A 22,971-nucleotide genomic window follows, 5' to 3' on the forward strand; every position below is an offset into this window, starting at 1 on the left:
CCGGGAACTGCCCACGGCCAAGACCGTCGAGGATTACGAAGCGCTGTTGCCATGGAATCTGCATCCACAGGATTTAGCCATGGAGACCGTCGGCGCGTAAACCCATGGGGGTTATGGAGCGCTTACGCTTGAACTGCGTCCCGAGCCGGTCGAGCAACAAGCGGAGGCCCTGGCATGAGCGACATCCGCATCCAGAAAACCGGCGAGCCGGACATCCTGCAGACCAGCGACGGCAGGCTGACCCTGTCGGTGCCGATTCAGATCAAGCGGCGCAGTGGCCGCAAGCTGGTCACCTTGCCGAACGGAGAAACCGCGCCGGTCAGACCGTGGGACGTTGCACCGACCTCCATTCAATTGGCGCTGGCCAGGGGTCACCGCTGGCTGGCGATGCTGGAATCGGGGGAAGCGAAGTCCTTGAAGGAAATCGCCACGCGGGAGGGGATCGACAACAGCTACGTCAGCCGGATGGTCAACCTGACCACGCTGGCACCCGACATCGTGGCGGCCATCCTGGACGACGAATTGCCGAACCACGTCACGCTGTTTGATCTGGCGGTTGATCCGCCAGCGCTGTGGGATGAGCAGCGGGAGAGAGTCGGACTCTGAGGTGGAGACACCACCTCAGCTCAACATGCCTTTGAGATCCTTGAGCATCAGGAACAGATGGTACGGATCAGTCGGGCTGGGCTCGAATTCCCACGATTCGTACCACTGCCGTGCTGCGTCGTCCTTGGCATGGACCAACAGGCAGCGGATACCCGCAATGTCGGCGGCCTGTGCGGTGCGCAGCAGTGCATCCTTGAGCAAGGCCTGGCCCAGACCTTTACGCTGATGCTCCTTGTCCACGGCGAGCCGGGCCAGGATCATGACCGGCACCGGGTGGCGCGCCAGCCCCTTCATCACTCTCGACGGCGTGGCTTCCGGATCGACGCTACCAACGGCTAGGCTGTAGAAGCCGACCACCACGTCACCCTGGCAGCAGACATAGGTCTGCGCGCTGTTGGCCTTCTGGTTGACGAGCGCGTAGCGCTGCAGGAACTGGTTCAGCGCGGCCTGGCCGCAGTCGAACGCATCGACCTGATCTGTTGCAGCCAGCTTGCGAACGGGCGAGTAGTCATTGCTCAATCCAGCACCCCAGGTTCACGCAGCAACTTCTTCAGACGAGGCTTGCTTTGCACCGGGCGGTCCAGCGCCTCCTGGAAGGCCTGCCACTGTGTGTCGTCCAGCACGAACTGGCGACGATCCGCCAGCGTCTGCGCGGCCGCCGTCACGCCCGCGTCGAGCAGGAACTCGCTGACGTTCTTGTGGCAGGCGCGTGCGGCTTCTTGAAGCAGCTGCTTGACCGGCGTGCTGGCACGAACGTCAATGCGTTCGGTCTTGGAAAGATTCAGGGTGCTCATGGTGCCCCTCCGGACTGATATTGGATTCTTTTATTGTACCCGTCCGGACATTGTCCTGACAAGACGTTCCTTATCTTAGCCACCATCCAAGCACGTACTTTCGCGTTGCGACATGTCGGTAGTTCTCGATAACTACCGACGAAACGCACCCGCAGCGTGTCCTTCGCCACCCGATGCTGCAATCCAACCGCTTGATTCGTCCGCGCGTAACCCTTTGATCTGTATGGCTCTGGCTTGTGGCCTTTGCGGACTTCGGGCCGGTTCCAGGGAGCGAGGCCGGAGCGAGGAATGGCCAGGAGAGAGTGGAATGTGGCCCGGAACGGGCTGAAAGGCTGACCGGCGAAGTCCGCAGGCTTCCGCTGGAACCCCCAACAACACGCGGGAGCCGGCGCGATCAGGCAAGAAAAAACCCCAACCGAGAACGGTTGGGGTTTTGTTATTGGTGGAGCCGGCGGGAATTGAACCCGCGTCCGGAAGCCCTCTACAGACAGTTCTACATGTGTAGTCGATTTATTTGGATTTAACCGTGTGCTTAGCCAACCGACAGGCCGGCACACAGCGATTCACGTAGTTTAAGCATGAACCGTGTGACCCCAGTTCATACCGATTCCTTGAGAATGACACTGCTGCGGTTCAGGATCAGGCTGCTTCGGGGGTTTATGGCCCTAGACAGGGATCCTTAGGAAAGTTGCCCTTCCTCCGCCCGACCCAAGGACAGATCGGTGCAGCGGCTCACCGCTTAAGCGGCGAGAGCGAAACGCTCGTCGTTGGCGTTTATTTGCGTTCCAGTGGTTTAACGAGCTTACTGGTGCTCGACATGCCCTGTGCTGCTTCGCGACCCCCGTCGAAACCGGTACGGCCCCTTGAGGAGGATTGTATCCCATATGGAGCCATGGGGCGGGTTTTCAAGAGGCGGCTCCGGCCGGGGGGATCATGTCGGCAGCAGGCGCCGTATCGCCGGCAGCAAGTCCGGGACCGAGGCGACGACCGCGTCCGCGCCCCAGGCCTCGACAGGCACGCCATCGCCGCAATAGCCGTAGGCGGTGGCGATGGTCTTCATGCCCGCGGCCTTGCCGGCAACGATGTCGCGCTGGTCGTCGCCCACGTACAGGCAATGCCGCGGCGCGACGCCGACTTCCCGCGCGGCGTGCAGCAGCGGTTCAGGATGCGGTTTCGAGTAGGCGGTGGTGTCGCCGCAGACCACGACGGCGCTGTGCTGCTCGAGCGCCAGGTGGCGCACCAGCGGCGTGGTGAAGCGGGTGACCTTGTTGGTGACGATGCCCCATGCCCAGCCCTCCTGGACGAGGCTGGACAGCAATGTTTCCACCCCGGGGAAGAGGGAGGTATGCACGGCGATGTTGGCGGCGTAGTCGTCCAGGAACTGCTGCTTGCACGCTTCGTAGCCGGGCGACTCGGGGGTCAGCCCGAGCGCCACGCGCAGCAATCCCCGCGCGCCGTGCGAGGCCATGGGACGCAGTTGCTCGTAGGGCAGGGCGGGCAGGCCCCGGCGCAGGCGCTGCTGATTGGCGGCGGCGGCAAGGTCGGGGGCGGTATCGGCCAATGTGCCGTCGAAATCGAAAAGAACCAGCGGTTTCATGAGCGTATCGTCGCCACCATGTAATTGACGCTGCTGTCGCTGCTCAGTTTGTAGATTTTCGTCAGGGGGTTGTATTCCAATCCCTTGATCGCGACTGCCTCCAGGCCGGCGCCGCGGGCGGCGCCCAACAGTTCGCTGGGGCGGATGAAATGGTCGTAGCTGTGCGTGCCTCGCGGTACCAGGCCCAATATGTATTCGGCGCCCAGTATGGCAAAGGTAAACGATTTTAAATTGCGGTTCAGCGTCGAGAAAAAAACGTGTCCGCCGGGTTTGGCCAGCCTGGCGCAGGCCCGGATGACGGATTCCGGATCCGGTACGTGCTCCAGTAACTCCATGCACGTCACGATATCGAAAGAGCCGGGTTGGTCATCGGCCAACTGCTCCACGCTGATATTGCGGTATTCCACTTTCACGCCGCTTTCCAGGCTATGGAGTTTCGCGACCTTCAGCGATTTTTCGGCCAGGTCGATACCGGTGACCATGGCGCCGCGAGCCGCCATGCTTTCGGCCAATATGCCGCCGCCGCAACCGACGTCCAGCACGGTCTTGTTTCCCAGCCCGTGCGCCATCTGGCTGATCCATTCCAGGCGCAGCGGATTGATGGCATGCAGCGGTTTGAATTCGCTTTCCGGGTCCCACCAGCGCGAGGCCAGGGCGCTGAACTTGGCCAACTCGGCCGCATCGGCGTTGACGGGCCGGGATTCCTGGGCGGTGGTGGTCATGGCGGACTCCAGTTTGGCGGCAAAAAAATAAACCCCGCAGAGCGGGGTTCCAGCCGGCGGTACCCGAAGGATACCGCCGGGATCCAACTGTCAGGCAGTGGATTACTTGTTGCGCGTACCCACGACTTCGACTTCCACGCGGCGGTTCTTGGCACGGCCGGCGGCGGTCTTGTTGTCGGCGATGGGCTGCTTCTCGCCCTTGCCTTCGGTGTAGACGCGGTTGGCTTCGATGCCCTTGCTGACCAGGTAGGCCTTGACAGCTTCGGCACGACGGACCGACAGGCGCTGGTTGTAGGCGTCGGTACCGATCGAGTCGGTGTGGCCGACGGCGATCACGACTTCCAGGTTGATGCCGCGGATCTGGTTGACCAGCTCGTCCAGCTTGGCCTTGGCTTCGGGCTTGACGACGGACTTGTCGAAGTCGAAGAAGGCGTCGGCGGAGTAGGTGACCTTCTGGCTGACCGGAACGGGCACGGGAGCCGGAGCCGGGGCGGGAGCGGGGGCAGGAGCCGGGGCAGCGGCGGGCGCAGCGACCTTCAGCGCGCCATCGCAGGACGGGTCGGCGGTGGCGGGGGTCCAGAACCCATTGCGCCAGCACAGGCCGTCAGCGCTCTTGACTTGCACGCCGAACGCCGATTGCCAGTTGTCGTTGACCTTACCGGCTTGAGCAGAGGCCACGCCCGAGGCCGTCACGGCAGCGAAGGCGAGCGCCAGAGAGATTCCAATTTTGGAGCGTTTGTTCATGTTTCTCCTCTTAGCTTGAAATGAAACTCGCAGCGAACCCCCGCCGCAACATGGATATACATGCCCAGTATAGCATTGCGGTTGTTCTCTCATGCCACTCACTCCTGGGATAAGTAAGTGTTTGTGCCAGAAATCACACCGGCTGCACGCAAGCGCCACTGCGATATCCGGGACATTATCCTTTCGAGATCGCTTTTTGATGGTGAATTGGTGAGTTGTAGTTTTTTTGCAACTGTCCGGCCGTCGATCCATACCTCTTCCACGTCCTCTCTTCCGGCCGCGTAGACCACGTGGGACACCGGGTCGAATACCGGCGCGAGCCGGGCGGAATCGAGCCGTATCGCCACCAGGTCGGCATATTTGCCCACCGCGACCGAGCCGATCCGGTCGTCCCACCCCAGCGCCTTCGCGCCGCCCAGCGTGGCCGCGTGCAGCGCCCGGTGGGCAGGCAGCGCCCGCGCATCGCCGCTGGCGCCCTTGGCCAGCAGGGCCGCCAGCCGCAGTTCCGACAGCATGTCCAGGCGGTTGTTGCTGGCCGCGCCGTCGGTGCCTATGCCCAGGTTGACGCCGGCCTCGAGCAGGCGGGCAACCGGCGCGAGGCCGCTGGCGAGCTTGAGGTTGGAAGCGGGGCAGTGGGCCAGGCTGACCCCGTGGGACGCCAGCAGCGCGATGTCGTCGGCGTCCAGGTGGACGCCGTGCACGGCCACCAGCCGGGGCGACAGCAGGCCGAGATGGGCCAGGCGCTCGGCGGGGCGCATGCCGTGCATGGCCACCGCTTCCTCGACTTCCTGGCGGGTTTCGTGCAGGTGGATGGCGATGGTCAGGTCGGCCTCCTCGGCCACGGCGGCCAGGTGGCGCAGCATGTCGTCGCCCACCGTGTAGGGCGCGTGGGGAGCCAGCATGAAGCGCAGTCCCGGTTCGCCGCGGTACTTTTCATGGGCCGCCAGGGCCTGCGCCAGCATCTGCTCGGCCGGCGGCGCGCCGGGTATCTCGAACACCGTGCCGCCCACCGCCGCGCGGATTCCCATCGACAGCGCGGCGCGGGCCACCTCTTCGGGGTGGAAATACATGTCGGCGCAGCAGGTGGTGCCTCCGGCCAGCATCTCGGCGAAGGCGAGGACGCTGCCGTCGTAGACGAAGTCGGCCGACATCAGCTTGCGCTCCAGAGGCCAGATGCGCTCTTGCAGCCAGGCCATGAGCGGCAGGTCGTCGCCGGCGCCGCGCAACAGGCTCATGGCTGCGTGCGTGTGCAGGTTGACGAAGCCGGGCAGCAGGGCACAGCCGGCCAGGGGGCGTTCGGCGGCGCCGGGGTGGCGGTCCCGCAGGACGGCGTGCGGCGCGATGTCGGCGATCCGGCCGTCGCGCACGGCGATGCCGTGGCCGGCCAGGACGGCCTGGTCGGGTTCGACGGGGATCAGCCAGTCGGGAAGCAGCAGGGTGGTCGGGGCCATGGACGCGTCGGGTGGCGGGCGGGGCCCTAAGCATAACGCCAGGCCGGGGTGATAAACTCTTAAGCTTCGCCCGCCGTTCGTTCGCAAGCTGTTTTGCCCTCGCGAAATGCCTTGCGAGCGGGATGCGACAACACCTCTTGAAGCAGCTTGCCCATGGATTCCTTCGCCAAGGAAACACTACCGATCTCTCTTGAAGAGGAAATGCGCCGCAGCTACCTGGATTACGCGATGAGCGTGATCGTGGGCCGCGCGCTTCCCGACGTGAGGGACGGTCTCAAGCCCGTGCACCGGCGCGTGCTGTACGCGATGCACGAACTGAACAACGACTGGAACCGGGCCTACAAGAAGTCGGCCCGTATCGTCGGCGATGTCATCGGTAAGTACCACCCGCACGGCGACCAGGCGGTCTACGACACGATCGTGCGCATGGCGCAGCCGTTCTCGCTGCGCTACATGCTGGTGGACGGCCAGGGCAACTTCGGCTCGGTCGACGGCGACGGCGCGGCGGCCATGCGGTACACCGAAATCCGCCTGGCCAAGATCGCGCACGAACTGCTGGCCGACATCGACCAGGAAACGGTTGACTTCGGGCCCAACTACGACGGCAGCGAGAAAGAGCCGCTGCTGCTGCCGGCCCGCCTGCCCAACCTGCTGGTCAACGGCAGTTCCGGCATCGCCGTGGGCATGGCCACCAACATCCCGCCGCACAACCTGGCCGAGGTGGTCGACGGCTGCCTGTACTGCCTGCGCAATCCGGAGTGCACGGTGGACGAGCTGATCGAGATCATTCCCGCTCCCGACTTCCCCACGGGCGGCATCATCTATGGCATGTCCGGCGTGCGCGAGGGTTATCGCACCGGCCGCGGCCGGGTGGTGATGCGGGCCAAGACCCATTTCGAGGACGTCGAGAAGGGCGGCCGCCAGGCCATCGTGGTCGACGAGATCCCGTACCAGGTCAACAAGCGTTCGCTGCTCGAGCGCATCGCCGAGCTGGTCAACGAGAAGAAGATCGAAGGCATCTCCGATATCCGCGACGAGTCCGACAAGGACGGCATGCGTGTCGTGATCGAGCTCAAGCGCGGCGAAGTACCCGAGGTCGTGCTCAACAACCTCTACAAGAACACCCAGCTGCAGGATACCTTCGGGATGAACCTGGTGGCGCTGGTGGAAGGCCAGCCGCGCCTGTTGAACCTGAAGCAGATGGTGGAGTATTTCCTGGCGCACCGGCGCGAGGTCGTGACCCGCCGCACGGTGTTCCAGCTGCGCAAGGCGCGCGAGCGCGGCCACGTGCTCGAAGGCCTGGCCGTGGCGCTGGCCAACATCGACGATTTCATCGCCATCATCAAGGCTGCCCCCACGCCGCCCATCGCGCGCCAGGAACTCATGGCCCGCACCTGGGATTCGTCGCTGGTGCGCGAGATGCTGACGCGCGCCGAGGCCGACACGGTCGGCGGCCGCGGGGCCTACCGTCCCGAAGGCCTGGGCGAGGAGTTCGGCATGCAGGACGATGGCCTGTACCGCCTGAGCGATACGCAGGCCCAGGAAATCCTGAACATGCGCCTGCAGCGCCTGACCGGCCTGGAGCAGGACAAGATCGTGGGCGAGTACAAGGACGTGATGGCCAACATCGCCGACCTGCTCGACATCCTGGCCAAGCCCGAGCGCGTGACCGTCATCATCGGCGACGAACTGTCGGCTATCAAGGCCGAGTTCGGCACCGACGTGAAGGACATCCGCCGTTCGCAGATCGAGCTGAACGCGACCGAGCTCGACACCGAGGACCTCATCACGCCGACCGACATGGTGGTGACGCTGTCCCACTCCGGCTACATCAAGAGCCAGCCGCTGTCCGAGTATCGCGCCCAGAAGCGCGGCGGTCGCGGCAAGCAGGCCACGGCCACGAAGGAAGACGACTGGATCGACCAGCTCTTCATCGCCAACACGCACGATTCCATCCTGTGCTTCAGCAACCGCGGCCGGGTCTACTGGCTGAAGGTCTGGGAAGTGCCGCAGGGCACGCGCAACTCGCGCGGCCGGCCCATCGTCAACATGTTCCCGCTGTCGGAGGGCGAGAAGGTCACCGTGGTGCTGACCGTCAAGGCGTACAGCGAGGACCACTACGTCTTCATGGCCACCGCCAAGGGCACGGTCAAGAAGACGCCGCTGTCCGAGTTCTCCAACCCGCGCAAGGCCGGCATCATCGCGGTCGACCTGGACGAGGGCGACTACCTCATCGGCGCCTCGCTGACCGACGGCAAGCATGACGTGATGCTGTTCTCGGACGCCGGCAAGGCCGTGCGCTTCGACGAGAACGACGTGCGTCCCATGGGACGCACGGCCCGGGGCGTGCGCGGCATGATGCTGGAGGAGTCGCACACCGTGATCGCGCTGCTGGTGGCCGAGAACGAGACCCAGAGCGTGCTGACCGCGACCGAGAACGGCTACGGCAAGCGCACGCCCATCGGTGAATACACGCGCCATGGCCGGGGCACCAAGGGCATGATCGCCATCCAGACGTCCGAGCGCAACGGCAAGGTCGTGGGCGCCGTGCTGGTGGATCCGGCCGACGAGATCATGCTGATCACCACCGGCGGCGTGCTGGTGCGTACGCGCGTCAGCGAGATCCGCGAAATGGGCCGGGCCACGCAGGGCGTCACGCTGATCAACGTCGACGAGGGCACGCACCTGTCGGGCGTGCAGCGCGTGGTCGAGTCCGACACCGAGGAGCCCGAAGGCAACGGCACCGACGCCGGGCCGGAAGCTCCGTCTTCCAGCGAGGCCGAATAAGGCGGCTGCCATGAATCGACCCTACAACTTCTCGGCCGGGCCGGCCGTACTTCCCGAGGCCGTGCTGCAGCAGGCGGCGGCCGAAATGCTGGACTGGCACGGCAGCGGCATGTCCGTGATGGAAATGAGCCATCGCGGCAAGCACTTCGAGCAGATCTGCGACGAGGCCGAGGCCGACCTGCGCGAGTTGCTCTCGGTGCCGGACGACTATGCCGTGCTGTTCCTGCAGGGGGGCGGGCTGGGCGAGAACGCCATCGCGCCGATGAACCTGATCGGCCGCCGCGAGGCGCATGCGGCCGACTACGTGGTAAGCGGTTCGTGGTCGGCCAAGTCCTTCGCGGAAGCCCGGCGCTACGGCGACGTGGCCGTGGCGGCCACGTCCGAGCAGGCCGCCGTCGTGGACGGCGCGCAGCAAGGTCCGTGGACCTACATGCCGGACCCCGCTTCCTGGCGCGTGCGCCCGCAGGCGAGCTATGTCCACCTGTGCAGCAACGAGACCATAGGCGGCGTCGAATTCATGGATTGGCCCGACCTGGCGGCGCTGGGCGCGCCCGGCGCCGCGCTGACCGTGGACGCATCCTCGCACATCCTGTCCCGGCCCATGGACGTGCGCCGCGCCGGGCTGATCTACGCCGGCGCGCAGAAGAACATCGGGCCGGCGGGGCTGACCATCGTCATCGTGCGCAAGGATCTGCTGGGCCACGCCTTGCCCATCTGCCCGTCGGCGTTCGACTACGGCATCGTGGCCAAGGAGCGCTCGCGCTTCAACACGCCGCCCACGTATGCGATCTACGTCGCCGGGCTGGTGTTCAAGTGGCTCAAGCAGCGGGGCGGCGTGGTGGCCATGGAAGCCGCCAACGTGGAGAAGGCCCGGCTGCTGTACGACTATCTCGACAGCACCTCGTTCTATCGCAATCCGGTGCACCGGCCCGTCCGGTCGCGCATGAACGTGCCGTTCATGCTGCGCGACGATGCGCTGAATGCGCCGTTCCTGCAGGCGGCCGAAGCCGCGCGCCTGCTGCAGCTCAAGGGGCACAAGAGCGTGGGCGGCATGCGCGCGTCCATCTACAACGCGATGTCCATCGAGGGCGTGCGCGCCCTGGTCGACTTCATGAAGGAATTCGAGCGCAGCCATGGATGACGATCTGCAAAAGAAGCTGGCGCCGCTGCGCGAGCGCATCGATGCCATCGACGCCCAGGTGCTCGAGCTCCTGTCCGAGCGCGCGCGTACCGCACAGGCGGTGGGAATGGCGAAGGAGCACCACGCCGGAGCCGTGTTCCGGCCCGAGCGCGAGGCCCAGGTCATCCGCCGGCTGCAGGAGCTCAATGCCGGCCCGTTGCCCGGCCAGGCGCTGTCCGCCATCTGGATGGAGATCATGTCGGCGTGCCGCGCGCTGGAGCAGCCCGCCCGCGTCGCCTATCTCGGTCCGCAGGGCACCTATTCCGAACAGGCCGTGCTGGCGCATTTCGGCCATGCGGTCGACGCGATCTCGTGCGGCACGATCGACGAGGTCTTCCGTTCGGTGGAGACCCGCCGCGCGGACTTCGGCATCGTTCCGCTCGAGAATTCCAACGAAGGCGCCGTCAACCGCACGCTGGACCTGCTGCTGTCCTCGCCGGTGAAGGTGCTGGGCGAGCGTTCGGTGGCCGTGGTGCAATGCCTGATGACCCAGAGCGGCACGCTGGACGGCGTGAGCGTCATCCGCTCGCATCCGCAATCGCTGGCGCAGTGCCAGGGCTGGCTGTCCGATCATCATCCCGAACTGGCCCGCGCGTCGGCGGCCAGCAATGCCGAGGCGGCCCGCCTGGCTTCCGAGGATCCCACCGTCGCGGCCATCGCCAGCGAGCAGGCGGCACAGCGCTGGGGCCTGAAGGTCGTGGCCGCGGGCATCCAGGACGATCCGCACAATCGCACCCGCTTCCTGGCCATCGGCCATCTCGAGACCACGCCCTCGGGCCGCGACAAGACCAGCCTGATCCTGGCCGTGCCCAACGAGGCCGGTGCGGTCTACCGGATGCTTGCTCCGCTGGCCGAGAACGACGTGTCCATGACGCGCTTCGAATCCCGCCCGGCCCGCACCGGCCAGTGGGAATACTATTTCTACGTGGACATCGAAGGCCATCGCCAGGATCCCAAGGTCGCCAAGGCCCTGGCCGCGCTCCAGGCGCGCGTGGCGTTCTTCAAGGTGCTGGGGTCGTACCCGGTATCTGCGTGAGCGGAGACCTACCCATGTCGCATCCGGATTCGGCCGGGGGGGCCTCCGGTTCCTCGCGGCCATTGGTACCGGTGCTCGCGGTCGTGGGCGTGGGGCTGATCGGCGGCTCGTTCGCCGCCGCGCTGCGGCGGGCCGGACAGGTCGGCGAGGTCTGGGGTGTCGGCCGCCAGGTCGCGACGCTCGAGCAGGCGCGCAAGCTGGGCCTGATCGACCGTCCTGCCACGCTGCAGGAAGCGGCGCGGGCCGACCTGGTCCTGATGGCCGTGCCGGTGGGCGCGACGCGTGCGACCCTGGATGGCCTGGCGCCGCACCTGGGGCCCGATACCGTCGTCACCGACGCCGGCAGTACGAAGATGGACGTCGTGCGCGCCGCGCGCGAGGCGCTGGGCGGCCGCATCGGCCAGTTCGTGCCGGGCCATCCGATCGCCGGCAGCGAACAGAGCGGCCCGGGCGCCGCCTTTGCCGACTTGTACCAGGACCGCACGGTGATCCTGACCCCGCTGGACGAGAATCCGCCCGGGGCCGTCGGATTGGTCGAGCAGGCATGGGCCACCTGCGGCGCCCGGATCAGGACGATGCGTCCGGGCGAACACGACACCGTGCTCGCGTCGGTCAGCCACGTGCCGCACCTGCTGGCATTCGCCTACATGGCCCAGGTGCTGGAGGCCGCCGATGCGCCCCTGCGGCTGGACCTGGCCGGCAGCGGGTTCCGCGATTTCACCCGCATCGCCGGCGGGTCGCCCGACATGTGGCGTGACATCTTCCTGGCAAACCGCGAAGCCATGATGCAAGAGACCGCCGCGGTGCGGCGGGCCCTGGACGCCTTCGAGCAGGCCATGCGCCAGGGCGACGCGGCGGGCCTGCAAGCCATGCTGGAGACCGTGTCGAAATCCCGGCGCGCCTGGCGGGCCGGGCAGCCATCTCCCGATACGAACGAATGACCGCCATGACCGATTCCCGCCATCCGCCGTATCTCGACCTGGCGCCGGCGCGCCACGCGCGGGGTACCGTCGACCTGCCCGGTTCCAAGAGCATCTCCAATCGCGTGCTGCTGTTGTCCGCGCTGGCCGAGGGGACGACCCGCCTGACCGGCTTGCTGGATTCGGACGACACCCAGGTCATGCTGGCGGCATTGCGCAAGCTGGGCATAACGATTTCTTCGGGCCAGCGTCCGGACGAAGTGCTGGTCGAGGGGGCGCGGCGCTTCCCGGTGGGCCAGGCCGACCTGTTCATGGGCAACGCGGGCACGGCCATCCGGCCGCTGACCGCCGCGCTGGCGATGATGGGCGGGCATTACCTGTTGCACGGCGTGCCACGCATGCACGAGCGCCCGATCGGCGACCTGGTGGACGCGCTGCGCATGCTGGGCGCGCGCGTGGCCTACCAGGGGCGCGAGGGCTATCCGCCGCTGTCGCTGGGCTGGGGCGAACCGGACCTGTCCCGGCCGGTCAAGGTCAACGGCTCGGTTTCCAGCCAGTTCCTGACCGCGCTGCTGCTGGCGGCTCCGCTGGCTACCCAGGCCGCTGGCCGGGACTTCGTGATCGAGGTCGAGGGCGAGCTGATTTCCAAGCCCTACGTCGAGATGACGCTGAACCTGATGCGCCGCTTCGGCGTGACGGTCGAGCGCGAGGGCTGGCTGCGCTTCACCGTTCCCGCCCAGGCTGCCTACCGGTCGCCGGGCCAGATGCTGGTCGAGGGGGACGCCTCGTCGGCCTCCTATTTCCTGGCGCTGGGCGCGATAGGCGGCGGTCCGGTGCGCGTGGCCGGCGTCGGCCGCGACAGCATCCAGGGCGACGTGGCGTTCGCCGACACCCTGGCGGCGATGGGCGCCGAGGTCGAGATGGGGCCGGACTGGATAGAGACCCGCGGCGTCAAGGTGGCCGAAGGCGCTCGCCTGAAGGCCTTCGACGCCGATTTCAACCTGATCCCGGATGCCGCGATGACCGCCGCGGTCCTGGCCTTGTATGCGGACGGCCCGTGCCGCCTGCGCAACATCGCGAGCTGGCGGGTCAAGGAAACCGATCGCATCCACGCGATGCAGACCGAGCTTGCCAAGCTGGGGGCGACGGTGACCGCCACCCCGGACAGCCTGACCGTGACCCCTCCCGCCACCTGGACGCCTGCCGAGATCGGCACCTGGGACGATCACCGCATGGCCATGTGCTTCTCGCTGGCGGCGTTCGGTCCCGTGGGGGTGCGCATTCTCGATCCCGGCTGCGTGAGCAAGACCTTTCCCACGTATTTCGATGTCTATGCGGGGCTGGTGGGGGCCTGAGCCGCGGCGGCCGGGTTCCCGGCGCGCCGGTCCCGTTCCCAGAATTTGTCGAAGAAATAGTGCACGACGGTGTTGACGGCCGGCTCGATGAAGGTGACCGCGCCGCTCAGCGCCACGCTGCCGGTAATAATGTAGGTGACGCTGAACGAGGTCACGATATGCAGGCCGCCGAAGGCAAGGGTCTTGGCCATCGTCGTCTTCCTTGATTGGTAATGAGAATCGTTATCGAATTGTGCGCCGACTCGCGAGGCGACGCCAATTGATCGATACGATAAAAATGATAGGTTTCTTAAATGAATGGTTCCACCGTTCCCATGATCGCCATCGACGGGCCGACCGCCTCGGGCAAGGGCACCATCGCGGCGCGCGTGGCGGCCCGGTTGGGCTGGCATCTGCTGGACAGCGGGGCGCTGTACCGCCTGACCGCGCTGGCCTGCCTGGAGCAGGGTATCTCGGCCGGTGACGAGCAAGGCGCGGCCGCCGCCGCGGCCGCCCTGGACGTGCGCTTCGTCGCCGACGGGGTCTTCATGGGCGGGCGCGACGTCAGCGCCGACATCCGGCGCGAGGAAGTCGGCAACATGGCCTCGCAGGTGGCGGTCCTGGCGCCGGTGCGGGCGGCGTTGCTCGACCGCCAGCGCGCTTTCCGGTGCCCGCCCGGGCTGGTGGCCGACGGCCGGGACATGGGGACGGTTGTTTTTCCGGATGCCGACCTCAAGATATTCCTGGTGGCCAGCGCCGAGGCGAGGGCCCAGCGACGCTATAAACAGTTGATCGAAAAGGGTTTTTCGGCTAACCTCTTAACCCTTTTGCGCGATCTGGAAGCGCGCGATGCGCGCGATACGCAACGGGCGAACGCGCCTTTGGCCGCCGCCCACGATGCCCTGGTGCTCGATTCCTCCCACCTCACCATCGACCAGACGGTCGAGCAGGTGATGAGCTGGTGGGGCGAGCGCTCGGGCGCATCGCGTAGCTGATGGCGCAGCGGCAATCATAGTCAGCACGTAGTACAGGCCCTCAGCAATGAGGTATTGCAACTCCACCGATTGGTGCGGTGTCAGGTCGAATGTCTCGGCCGCCCCCATGAAGTGCGTAACCCGGTAATACATCAACAATGTCTTCGGTTTCCCAAGCCCCTGCCGGCGAAGAAAGCTTTGCCGCCCTGTTCGAAGAAAGCATCAAGCGCCAGGAAATGAAATCCGGCGAAGTCATCACCGCCGAGGTGGTGCGCATCGACCATAACTTCGTCGTGGTCAATGCCGGCCTGAAGTCCGAGGCCTTGATCCCGCTCGAGGAATTCCTCGACGACAAGGGCGAGCTCGAAGTCTCCGAAGGCGATTTCGTCTCGGTGGCCATCGACGCGCTCGAAAACGGCTACGGCGACACCGTGCTGTCGCGCGACCGCGCCAAGCGCCTGGCTGCCTGGCTGCAGCTCGAGAAGGCCCTGGAGTCCGGCGATCTCGTCACCGGCACCATCACCGGCAAGGTCAAGGGCGGCCTGACCGTCATGACCAACGCGATCCGTGCCTTCCTGCCGGGTTCGCTGGTCGACCTGCGTCCCGTCAAGGACACCACTCCGTACGAAGGCAAGACCCTCGAATTCAAGGTCATCAAGCTCGATCGCAAGCGCAACAACGTCGTGCTGTCGCGCCGCGCCGTGCTCGAGGCCAACATGGGCGAAGAGCGCCAGAAGCTGCTCGAGACCCTGCACGAAGGCGCGATCGTCAACGGCGTCGTCAAGAACATCACCGACTACGGTGCGTTCGTCGACCTGGGCGGCATCGACGGCCTGCTGCACATCACCGACCTGGCATGGCGCCGTGTGCGTCATCCCTCGGAAGTCCTGTCCGTCGGCCAGGAAATCCAGGCCAAGGTCCTCAAGTTCGACCAGGAAAAGAACCGCGTTTCGCTGGGCGTCAAGCAACTGGGCGAAGATCCGTGGGTGGGCCTGGCTCGCCGCTACCCGCAGGGCACCCGCCTGTTCGGCAAGGTCACCAACCTGACCGACTACGGCGCGTTCGTCGAGGTCGAGGCCGGCATCGAGGGCCTGGTCCACGTGTCCGAAATGGACTGGACCAACAAGAACGTCGATCCCAAGAAGGTCGTCACCCTGGGTGACGAAGTGGAAGTCATGGTCCTCGAGATCGACGAAGACCGTCGCCGCATCTCGCTGGGCATGAAGCAGTGCCGTCCCAACCCGTGGGAAGAGTTCTCGATCAACCACAAGCGTGGCGACAAGGTCCGCGGCGCCATCAAGTCGATCACCGACTTCGGCGTGTTCGTCGGCCTGCCCGGCGGCATCGATGGCCTGGTGCACCTGTCCGACCTGTCCTGGAGCGAGTCCGGCGAAGAAGCCGTGCGCAACTTCAAGAAGGGCGACGAGGTCGAGGCCGTGGTGCTGGGCATCGACACCGAGAAGGAACGCATCTCGCTGGGCATCAAGCAGCTGGAAGGTGATCCGTTCAACAACTTCGTGGCCACCCATGACAAGGGCGCCGTCGTCCAGGGCACCGTGAAGTCGGTCGAGGCCAAGGGTGCGGTCGTGACCCTGTCGGTCGACGTCGAAGGCTACCTGCGCGCTTCCGAGATCTCTTCGGGCCGCGTGGAAGATGCCACCACGGTGCTGAAGGCCGGCGACAACATCGATGCCATGATCCTGAACATCGACCGCAAGACGCGTTCGATCCAGCTCTCGATCAAGGCCAAGGACAGCGCCGAGACGGCCGAGGCCATCCAGCGCATGTCGGATGCCAGCGCTTCGTCGGGTACCACCAACCTGGGCGCCCTGTTGAAGGCCAAGCTCGACCAGCAGAACGGCTGATAGGCCCACCCCCTGGGCGCTGACGCGCGCCCGGTATGGTGAGCCCCCAGCCGCTACGCGGCAGCCCCCCGAGGGGGGGCGGGGCCCGCCTTGGGGCGGGGCGGAGCCGGATCCGCCGTGCCCATGGGGAGGGTTGCCAGGTTGCCCGATACGGCGTTCCAAGAGGTTTCATGAACTCAATGACGAAGTCCGAGTTGATCGCCCGATTGGCCGCCCGGTATCCGCAACTGGTCGCCAAGGACGCCGACTACGCCGTCAAGACCATCCTCGATGCGATGGCCCAGTCCCTGTCGGAGGGGCAGCGCATCGAGATCCGTGGTTTCGGCAGTTTTTCGTTGTCCAGGCGTCCGCCGCGTATCGGGCGCAATCCCAAGTCCGGTGAAAAGGTGCTGGTCCCCGAAAAGCGGGTGCCGCACTTCAAGGCCGGCAAGGAGTTGCGCGAGCGGGTCGACGCCCCCGTGCAAGAGCCTTCCGGGAACTGACCGGGCCTCGCAGGCCGCAGGCAAGCCCGAACAAAACCCCGCCAGCTCTCCAGCTGGCGGGGTTTTCTATTACCGCCCCGTCCCGGCCCCCTTCGGGGCTCGCCATACCGGGCGCGCGAAGCGCGTAGGGGGGGATACAATCCTTTTTTTCCTCACCTGGAGCAAACCATGCGATATCTCGTCTGGGCGCTGAGACTGGTCATATTCGTGGTGGTCCTGCTGTTCGCGCTCAAGAATACCGACCGGGTGAACGTCTATTTCTTCGCCGATCACCTGATCAGCGAAGTGCCGCTGATCGTGGTCATGCTGGCCAGCTTCGTGGTCGGCGCGGTATTCGGCCTGTTGCTGACGGTGCCGGGCGTGATGCGCCGCCGGCGCGAGATCGCCTCGCTGCGGCGCGAGCTGGATCAGGCCCGGGCCGTGGCCAAGGGTGGCTCGGCCGCGGATGCGCCGCCGTCCCCCGACGCCATCCTGCCCGTGACCCCCTTGTAAGGGACCGATGTGGATTTCGAACCCTGGTGGCTGATCGCCATTCCCTTGTTGTTCGGGTTGGGCTGGGTGGCCGCGCGCGTGGACATCCGGCAGATGTTGTCCGAGCATCGCAGCGTGCCCGATTCCTATTTCCGCGGGCTCAACTTCCTGTTGAACGAGCAGCACGACCGTGCCATCGACGCTTTTATCGAGGTGGCCAAGCTCGACCCCGAGACGATCGAGCTGCACTTCGCCCTGGGCAGTCTGTTCCGGCGCCGCGGTGAGATCGAGCGTGCCATACGCGTGCACCAGAATCTGCTGCAGCGAGCCGACCTGCCGGACAACCAGCGTGAGCAGGCCTTGCACGAACTGGCGCAGGACTATCTGCGCGCCGGCATGCTGGACCGGGCCGAAGCGGCATTCGACCAGTTGAAGGGAACGCGATTCGCCCCCGACGCCCTGCGTGCGCTGATCCGGATCCACGAGACCGAACGGGATTGGCCGCATGCCATCCAGGCCGTGCAGGCCTTGCAGGGACTGATCGACGAACCCGTGTCCCAGGCCGTTCATTTCCATTGCGAGGAAGCCGCGGCGGCGCTGGCCGCCGGCAACATGGACGCCGCCCATGCTGCGCTGGACGCGGCCACGCATGCCTCGGTCCAGGCCCAGCGGGGCAGCGGCACGGCTCCGCATGTGCGCATCGCCATGATGCGGGCCGATCTGGCCCGGCGCGAAGGCGACCTGCGGGCGCAGCGCCTGCACCTGGAGTCCGTGCTGTCCGCGCATCCCGAGTACGCGGGCCTGGTGGCCGAGCAGTTCCTTGCCAACCACGAGGCGCGCGGTACGGCCAGCGAGGGGCTGGAGAAGCTCGAGGCGCACTATGCGCGCCACCCGTCGCTGGATCTGTTCGATGCGATCTTCCAGGCGCTGCGCCGGCAGCGCGGCCTGGCGCAGGCCTGGAACTTCGCCCGCGGCGCCTTGCAGCGCAATCCGTCGCTGCTGGGGCTGGACCGGCTGCTCGAGGCACAGGTGGCGGGCGACAAGGCCGCGCAGGTCGAACCCGGGCAGCAGGCGGCCGCGAACGTGGTGACGCTGAACAACCCGCAGGCTGATACCGCCTCGCCGTGGACGCCCGCGGACGATGCCGTGCTGATGCGCAGCCTGATACACAAGCATACGCAACGCCTGGATCGCTACGCCTGCCAGGCGTGCGGTTTCAAGGCCAAGCGGTTCCATTGGCAATGTCCGGGCTGCAACGCCTGGGAGACCTATGCACCCAAACGATTGGAAGAACTCGATGCAGGCTGAGGCCCCCCCCTACGCGCTGACGCGCGCCCAGTATGGTGAGCCCCCAGCCGCTACGCGGCAGCCCCACAAGGGGGCCGGGACCCGCCTTGGGGCGGCCCGGCGCCTGATCCCGGGGGCGATGCGGGTGGACCGGCGGAGCCGGATCCGCGGCGCCCTGGATCTGTGTGACGTTTTCTTGGTGTGTGGCATTGGCTGGCTGGCTGCCGGTTTTTCATTGGGGAGCAACGCATGAGCGCGTCGGCGTTGGGGGTGTTTCCCTCGGATGAGCAGCGCGCGGCGGCGCGGGTGTTGGTGGTGGGGGACGTGATGCTGGACCGTTATTGGTTCGGCGAGGTGCATCGCATTTCTCCCGAGGCGCCGGTGCCGGTGGTGCATGTGTCGCGCAGCGAGGACCGGCTGGGCGGGGCGGCGAACGTGGCGCGCAACGCGGCGACGCTGGGGGCGCATGTGACGCTGGTCGGCGTGGTGGGCGACGACGATTCCGGGCGTGCCATTGCGCGGTTGTGCGAGGACGAGGGGGTGCGCGCGGATCTGGTTGCGGATCCGTCGGTGCCGACCACGATGAAGATGCGCGTGCTGGGACGCCAGCAGCAGTTGCTGCGGGTGGATTTCGAGCAGCCGCCCTCGCCGGGCGTGCTGGCCGAGCTGGCGGCGCGGGTGGCGGTGCATATCGCCGACCACGACGTGGTGGTGCTGTCCGATTACGCCAAGGGCGTGCTGGACCAGGTGCAGGACCTGATCGCCCTGGCCCGCGCGCGCGGCTGCGTCGTGCTGGTGGATCCCAAGGGCGACGACTATGGACGCTATCGCGGCGCCTCGCTGGTCACGCCCAACCAGTCTGAAATGCGCGAGGCCGTGGGCCGCTGGCGCGACGAGGCGCAACTGGCCGAGCGGGCCCAGCATCTGCGCCAGGCGCTGGACCTGGAGGCCTTGCTGGTGACGCGCTCCGAGCTGGGCATGACGCTTTTCACGGCCGAGGGGCGCGACCACGTCGAGGCGCTGGCGCGCGAGGTGTTCGACGTCTCGGGTGCCGGCGATACCGTGATCGCCACGCTGGCCGTCATGCGCGCCGCGGGACTGGATCTGCATGTGGCCATGAGATGGGCCAACCTGGCGGGCGGCATCGTCGTCGGCAAGCTGGGAACGTCGATCGTGACGCCGGACGAGTTGCGCGCCGGCCTGGCGATCTAGATTGAGGAAATTGCCATGATCATCGTAACGGGAGCCGCCGGCTTCATCGGCAGCAATCTGGTCAAGGGCCTGAACGCCCGCGGCGAGCGCGACATCATCGCGGTCGACGATCTGCTCGAAGGCGACAAGTTCGTCAACCTGGTCGACTGCGAGATCGCGGACTACCTGGACAAGAATGATTTCCGCCGGCGCGTGGCGGATGGGTCGCTGCCCAAGGTGGATGCGATCCTGCACCAGGGCGCGTGTTCGGACACCACCGAGCGCAACGGCCAGTACATGATGGACAACAACTATCGCGTCACGCTGGAGCTCTTCGAGTATGCCCAGCGCGAGCGGATTCCCTTCCTGTATGCGTCGTCGGCCGCCGTTTATGGCGCGGGCCCGGTCTATGCCGAGGACTTGCGCAACGAGAAGCCGCTGAACGTCTACGGCTATTCGAAGTTCCTGTTCGACCAGGTGCTGCGCCGCCGCCTGGCCTCGCTGACCGCGCCGGTGGTGGGGCTGCGCTATTTCAACGTCTATGGCCCGCGCGAGCAGCACAAGGGCAGGATGGCCTCGGTGGCCTTCCACAACATGAACCAGTTCCTGAAGGAAGGCCACGTGCGTCTGTTCGGCGGCTGGGACGGCTACGGCGATGGACAGCAGCAGCGGGATTTCATCTCGGTCCACGACGTGGTCGAAGTGAACCTGCATTTCCTGGGCCGTCCGGTGTCCGGTGTCTACAACTGCGGCACCGGCCGGGCCCAGCCTTTCAACGACGTGGCGGCCGCGGTGGTCAACACGCTGCGCGAGGAGCGCGGCGAGGCGCCGCTGCCGCTGGCCGACCTGGCGGCGCAGGGGCTGCTGCGCTACATCGAGTTCCCCGAGGATCTCAAGGGCCGCTACCAGAGCTACACCCAGGCCGACACCACGCAATTGCGCGCGGCAGGCTTCACCGCGCCGATGCGGGACGTGCAGACGGGCGTTTCCGAGTACATCCGCGAGTTGCGCGGCATCTCGAAGTAGGGGGCGGCCGGAGGCCTCCCTACGCATTTCCCCCCTTGGACAGCGGGCCGTTCGCGCCCGCTTGCAGGGCGGTTCCTGGAGCAAGCTTGCGATGACGCCGGACGGTGTCGCGGCGGCCGGCCGGTCGCCGGCAACTCTCAAGGAGCCTAGCCATGAATCCTTTCCTCGATCCCACCCGCGCCGAACCCGATCCCAGGCCCTATCGCATGCGCGGCGCCCGGCTACGCGCGGGAAGGCTGGCAGCCACCGCCAGCCTCGGGCTGGCCATGCTGGGCGGAGCCCATGCCGCCAGCGTGGACGTGAATACCGCGACGCCGTCCCAGCTCGAGGCCGTACGGGGCATCGGCGCCAAGACCGCCGCCAGCATCGTCCAGGAACGCCGCCGAGGGGGGCCGTTCTCGTCGTTCGAGGACCTGGCCGGACGCGTGCGCGGGCTGGGCACGAAGCGGCTCCAGGGGTTGCGGGCGGCCGGATTGGCTATCGGCCCGGCCGGCCGCGAGGGGCCGGCCATCATGGTCAATATGCCTCCGGGCAGTAAGGGGAAAGGGAACTAAACCGGGCCGGCTGGATTATGATGGGGCGCATGAGAAGCTACCCCACCATCGAACAGACCATCGGCAACACGCCCCTGGTCCGGCTCCAGCGCATCCCGGGAGAAGGCAACGCCGCGCGCGGCAACGTCATTCTCGCGAAGCTGGAAGGCACCAATCCGGCCGGTTCCGTCAAGGACCGCCCGGCCTTGTCCATGATCGCCCGGGCCGAGGCCAGGGGCGAGATCAAGCCGGGCGACACCCTGATCGAGGCGACCAGCGGAAACACCGGCATCGCCCTGGCCCTGGTGGCGGCCATACGTGGCTACCGCATGATCCTGATCATGCCCGACAACCTGTCGCTCGAGCGCCGCGCGGCCATGACGGCCTATGGGGCCGAACTGATCCTGACGCCGGCTTCGCAAGGGGGCATGGAATACGCCCGCGACCTGGCCTTGCAGATGCAGGCCGAGGGCAAAGGCAAGGTGCTGGACCAGTTCGCCAATCCCGACAACCCGCTGGCCCACGTCGAGACCACCGGGCCGGAAATCTGGCGCGATACCGACGGGCAGGTCACCCACTTCGTCAGCGCCATGGGTACCACGGGAACCATCGTGGGCGTCTCGCGCTATTTGAAGAGCCGCAATCCGGCGGTCCGGGTGGTGGGCGCGCAGCCGGCCGAAGGTTCGCAGATTCCCGGCATCCGCAAATGGCCCGAGGCCTATCTGCCCAAGATCTACGACCCGTCGGCGGTCGACAGCCAGGAGTCCGTCACCCAGGCCGAAGCCGAGGAGATGGCCCGCCGGCTGGCAGCGGAAGAAGGCATCTTCGGCGGCATCTCGTCCGCCGGCGCGCTGGTGGCGGCGCTGCGCGTGGCCGAAACCGTCAGCAACGCCACCATCGTCTTCATCGTTTGCGACCGTGGCGACCGCTATTTGTCCACCGGCGTATTCAACTGACTGACCCGGCTCGCCACGCGGCCGCGCCGTTCGAGCTCCACGGCCAGGTCGGTGACCGAGGTGGCGTAGAAGTAGCTGCGGTTGTATTCGGTCAGGGCGAAGAAGTTGGGCGCGGCGACGCGGTATTCGGTCGTGCCCGTCGCGCCGTCGTACAGATCGATCACGGCCAGCGGCCATTGCATCCACGCGTCCGACATTCCCGCCACCTTGGGCGCCCGCGCGCCCGCCGCCTGCAGCCGGGTCCAGTCGAGCGTGGGCTTGAGCCCGCCGTCGACCAGCGCGGCCGGGTCGCCCGGTAGCCGCACCGGCAGGAACACCGGCTGGTCGCGCTGCCATCCATGTTCGACCAGGAAGTTGGCCACCGAGGCGATGGCGTCGGCGGGGCTGGCGAGCAGATCGATGCGGCCATCGCCATCGCCGTCGACCGCGAACTGGCGCAGGCTGCCGGGCATGAACTGCGGCAGGCCGATGGCGCCCGCGTACGAACCCTTTACCGCCAGCGGGTCGGCGCCGGTTTCCTTGCACCAGATCAGGAACTGCGCCAGTTGCTCGCGGAAGAAGGCGCTGCGGTCGCTGCGCGCCTGGGCCGGGTAGTTGAAGGCCAGCGTCGCCAGCGCGTCGATGACGCGGAAATTACCGGTGACCCGGCCGTAGAACGTTTCCACGCCGATGACGCTGACGATGATGGAGGCGGGCACGCCGTACCTGGCCTCGGCGCGCGCCAGGTCCTGTGCATGTTCCTCCTGGAACGCGATGCCTTCCTTGATGCGGCGGCTTTCGATGAAGCGCGCGCGGTACCGGGGCCAACTGCGCACCGTGGGCGAGGAGGGCGGCAGCACGAGCCGCGCGACGGTTTCCGAATACTTGGCCTGGTCGAGCAGGGCGCCGACCCGGGCGGCGTCCAGGCCCCGGCCGGCCATGTCGGCGACGAAAGCGCGCCGGGCCTCGGCGGCCGGCATGGGGCCGGAGGGCGCGGGCACCGGTACCGGGACGGCCACCGGCGCGGCGGGCGGTA

At 66.7% G+C, this 22,971-nt stretch carries 23 protein-coding genes and 1 other RNA gene; 15 read left to right on the top strand and 9 right to left on the bottom strand.

Annotated elements, in window-relative coordinates:
• Positions 1 to 174 precede the first annotated feature (174 nt).
• A complete protein-coding gene (locus tag CDO46_RS00545; RefSeq protein ID WP_087836634.1) occupies positions 175 to 606 on the top strand; it encodes a LacI family transcriptional regulator in 432 nt (143 codons plus the stop codon).
• Between the two features lie 15 nt (positions 607 to 621).
• Here CDO46_RS00545 and CDO46_RS00550 read toward each other — a convergent pair whose 3' ends face one another.
• The 7 genes from CDO46_RS00550 to CDO46_RS00580 form a co-directional block, all read right to left on the bottom strand.
• Positions 622 to 1,125 (bottom strand): GNAT family N-acetyltransferase, encoded by a 504-nt coding sequence (locus tag CDO46_RS00550; RefSeq protein ID WP_053299180.1) that lies wholly within the window; start codon positions 1,123 to 1,125, stop codon positions 622 to 624.
• A complete protein-coding gene (locus CDO46_RS00555) occupies positions 1,122 to 1,400 on the bottom strand; it encodes a DUF1778 domain-containing protein (RefSeq protein ID WP_029577227.1) in 279 nt (92 codons plus the stop codon). Before CDO46_RS00555 ends, CDO46_RS00550 begins: the two co-directional genes overlap by 4 nt.
• Positions 1,401 to 1,840: 440 nt before the next feature.
• Positions 1,841 to 2,263: a transfer-messenger RNA gene (gene ssrA / locus CDO46_RS00560) on the bottom strand.
• Between the two features lie 68 nt (positions 2,264 to 2,331).
• The gene (gene gph / locus CDO46_RS00565; RefSeq protein ID WP_087836635.1) at positions 2,332 to 2,997 is read right to left on the bottom strand and encodes a phosphoglycolate phosphatase; all 666 of its coding nucleotides are present in this window, start codon (positions 2,995 to 2,997) and stop codon (positions 2,332 to 2,334) included.
• On the bottom strand, positions 2,994 to 3,719 hold the full coding sequence (gene ubiG / locus CDO46_RS00570; protein ID WP_087836636.1) for a bifunctional 2-polyprenyl-6-hydroxyphenol methylase/3-demethylubiquinol 3-O-methyltransferase UbiG: 726 nt from the start codon (positions 3,717 to 3,719) through the stop codon (positions 2,994 to 2,996). The genes gph and ubiG overlap by 4 nt, the downstream gene beginning before the upstream one ends.
• A 102-nt stretch (positions 3,720 to 3,821) precedes the next feature.
• On the bottom strand, positions 3,822 to 4,463 hold the full coding sequence (gene ompA, locus CDO46_RS00575) for an outer membrane protein OmpA (RefSeq protein ID WP_087836637.1): 642 nt from the start codon (positions 4,461 to 4,463) through the stop codon (positions 3,822 to 3,824).
• A gap of 98 nt (positions 4,464 to 4,561) precedes the next feature.
• Complete coding sequence (locus CDO46_RS00580) at positions 4,562 to 5,914, bottom strand: TRZ/ATZ family hydrolase (protein ID WP_087836638.1); 1,353 nt, start codon at positions 5,912 to 5,914, stop codon at positions 4,562 to 4,564.
• Between the two features lie 153 nt (positions 5,915 to 6,067).
• Here CDO46_RS00580 and gyrA point away from each other — a divergent pair, with 153 nt between their 5' ends.
• Genes gyrA through aroA form a run of 5 tightly spaced genes read left to right on the top strand, consistent with a single transcriptional unit; the run spans position 6,068 to position 13,192 of the window.
• A complete protein-coding gene (gene gyrA / locus CDO46_RS00585) occupies positions 6,068 to 8,701 on the top strand; it encodes a DNA gyrase subunit A (protein WP_087836639.1) in 2,634 nt (877 codons plus the stop codon).
• Positions 8,702 to 8,711: 10 nt separating this feature from the next.
• Positions 8,712 to 9,842, top strand: a complete 1,131-nt coding sequence (gene serC, locus CDO46_RS00590) for a 3-phosphoserine/phosphohydroxythreonine transaminase (RefSeq protein ID WP_087836640.1) — start codon at positions 8,712 to 8,714, stop codon at positions 9,840 to 9,842.
• Positions 9,835 to 10,917 carry a prephenate dehydratase gene (pheA, locus tag CDO46_RS00595; RefSeq protein WP_087836641.1) on the top strand — a complete coding sequence of 361 codons (1,083 nt, stop codon included), beginning with the start codon at positions 9,835 to 9,837 and terminating at the stop codon, positions 10,915 to 10,917. Before serC ends, pheA begins: the two co-directional genes overlap by 8 nt.
• Before the next feature lie 14 nt (positions 10,918 to 10,931).
• Positions 10,932 to 11,858, top strand: coding sequence for a prephenate dehydrogenase/arogenate dehydrogenase family protein (locus CDO46_RS00600; protein ID WP_087836642.1), 927 nt, complete (start codon positions 10,932 to 10,934; stop codon positions 11,856 to 11,858).
• 5 nt (positions 11,859 to 11,863) lie between these two features.
• Positions 11,864 to 13,192: a 3-phosphoshikimate 1-carboxyvinyltransferase gene (aroA, locus tag CDO46_RS00605; RefSeq protein ID WP_087836652.1), complete on the top strand. Its 1,329-nt coding sequence runs from the start codon at positions 11,864 to 11,866 to the stop codon at positions 13,190 to 13,192.
• Here aroA and CDO46_RS00610 read toward each other — a convergent pair.
• Positions 13,168 to 13,383, bottom strand: a complete 216-nt coding sequence (locus tag CDO46_RS00610) for a DUF2061 domain-containing protein (RefSeq protein WP_087836643.1) — start codon at positions 13,381 to 13,383, stop codon at positions 13,168 to 13,170. The two genes, aroA and CDO46_RS00610, sit on opposite strands and share 25 nt — an antisense overlap.
• Before the next feature lie 102 nt (positions 13,384 to 13,485).
• On the opposite strand from CDO46_RS00610, the gene cmk reads away from it, so the two are divergent.
• The 9 genes from cmk (at position 13,486) to cysM (ending at position 21,956) form a co-directional block, all read left to right on the top strand.
• A complete protein-coding gene (gene cmk, locus CDO46_RS00615) occupies positions 13,486 to 14,166 on the top strand; it encodes a (d)CMP kinase (protein ID WP_087836644.1) in 681 nt (226 codons plus the stop codon).
• A gap of 137 nt (positions 14,167 to 14,303) precedes the next feature.
• Positions 14,304 to 16,010: a 30S ribosomal protein S1 gene (gene rpsA / locus CDO46_RS00620; protein WP_087836645.1), complete on the top strand. Its 1,707-nt coding sequence runs from the start codon at positions 14,304 to 14,306 to the stop codon at positions 16,008 to 16,010.
• A gap of 179 nt (positions 16,011 to 16,189) precedes the next feature.
• A complete protein-coding gene (locus CDO46_RS00625) occupies positions 16,190 to 16,492 on the top strand; it encodes an integration host factor subunit beta (protein ID WP_087778781.1) in 303 nt (100 codons plus the stop codon).
• Between the two features lie 168 nt (positions 16,493 to 16,660).
• Positions 16,661 to 16,984, top strand: a complete 324-nt coding sequence (locus CDO46_RS00630) for a lipopolysaccharide assembly LapA domain-containing protein (protein ID WP_087836646.1) — start codon at positions 16,661 to 16,663, stop codon at positions 16,982 to 16,984.
• A gap of 9 nt (positions 16,985 to 16,993) precedes the next feature.
• Positions 16,994 to 18,271, top strand: a complete 1,278-nt coding sequence (gene lapB, locus CDO46_RS00635) for a lipopolysaccharide assembly protein LapB (protein ID WP_087836647.1) — start codon at positions 16,994 to 16,996, stop codon at positions 18,269 to 18,271.
• 243 nt (positions 18,272 to 18,514) lie between these two features.
• Positions 18,515 to 19,462 (top strand): D-glycero-beta-D-manno-heptose-7-phosphate kinase, encoded by a 948-nt coding sequence (rfaE1, locus tag CDO46_RS00645; protein ID WP_087836653.1) that lies wholly within the window; start codon positions 18,515 to 18,517, stop codon positions 19,460 to 19,462.
• A 15-nt stretch (positions 19,463 to 19,477) separates the two neighbouring features.
• Positions 19,478 to 20,467, top strand: coding sequence for an ADP-glyceromanno-heptose 6-epimerase (gene rfaD / locus CDO46_RS00650; protein ID WP_087836649.1), 990 nt, complete (start codon positions 19,478 to 19,480; stop codon positions 20,465 to 20,467).
• 152 nt (positions 20,468 to 20,619) lie between these two features.
• Positions 20,620 to 21,021 carry a helix-hairpin-helix domain-containing protein gene (locus CDO46_RS00655; protein WP_087836650.1) on the top strand — a complete coding sequence of 134 codons (402 nt, stop codon included), beginning with the start codon at positions 20,620 to 20,622 and terminating at the stop codon, positions 21,019 to 21,021.
• Between the two features lie 29 nt (positions 21,022 to 21,050).
• Positions 21,051 to 21,956: a cysteine synthase CysM gene (gene cysM / locus CDO46_RS00660; protein WP_087836651.1), complete on the top strand. Its 906-nt coding sequence runs from the start codon at positions 21,051 to 21,053 to the stop codon at positions 21,954 to 21,956.
• Here cysM and mltB read toward each other — a convergent pair.
• Positions 21,929 to 22,971 (bottom strand): lytic murein transglycosylase B (gene mltB, locus CDO46_RS00665; protein WP_140416812.1); only part of this gene is annotated, 1,043 nt, incomplete at its 5' end. The two genes, cysM and mltB, sit on opposite strands and share 28 nt — an antisense overlap.

This window comes from Pigmentiphaga sp. NML030171 (assembly GCF_002188635.1).
GTDB lineage: Bacteria > Pseudomonadota > Gammaproteobacteria > Burkholderiales > Burkholderiaceae_B > Pigmentiphaga > Pigmentiphaga daeguensis.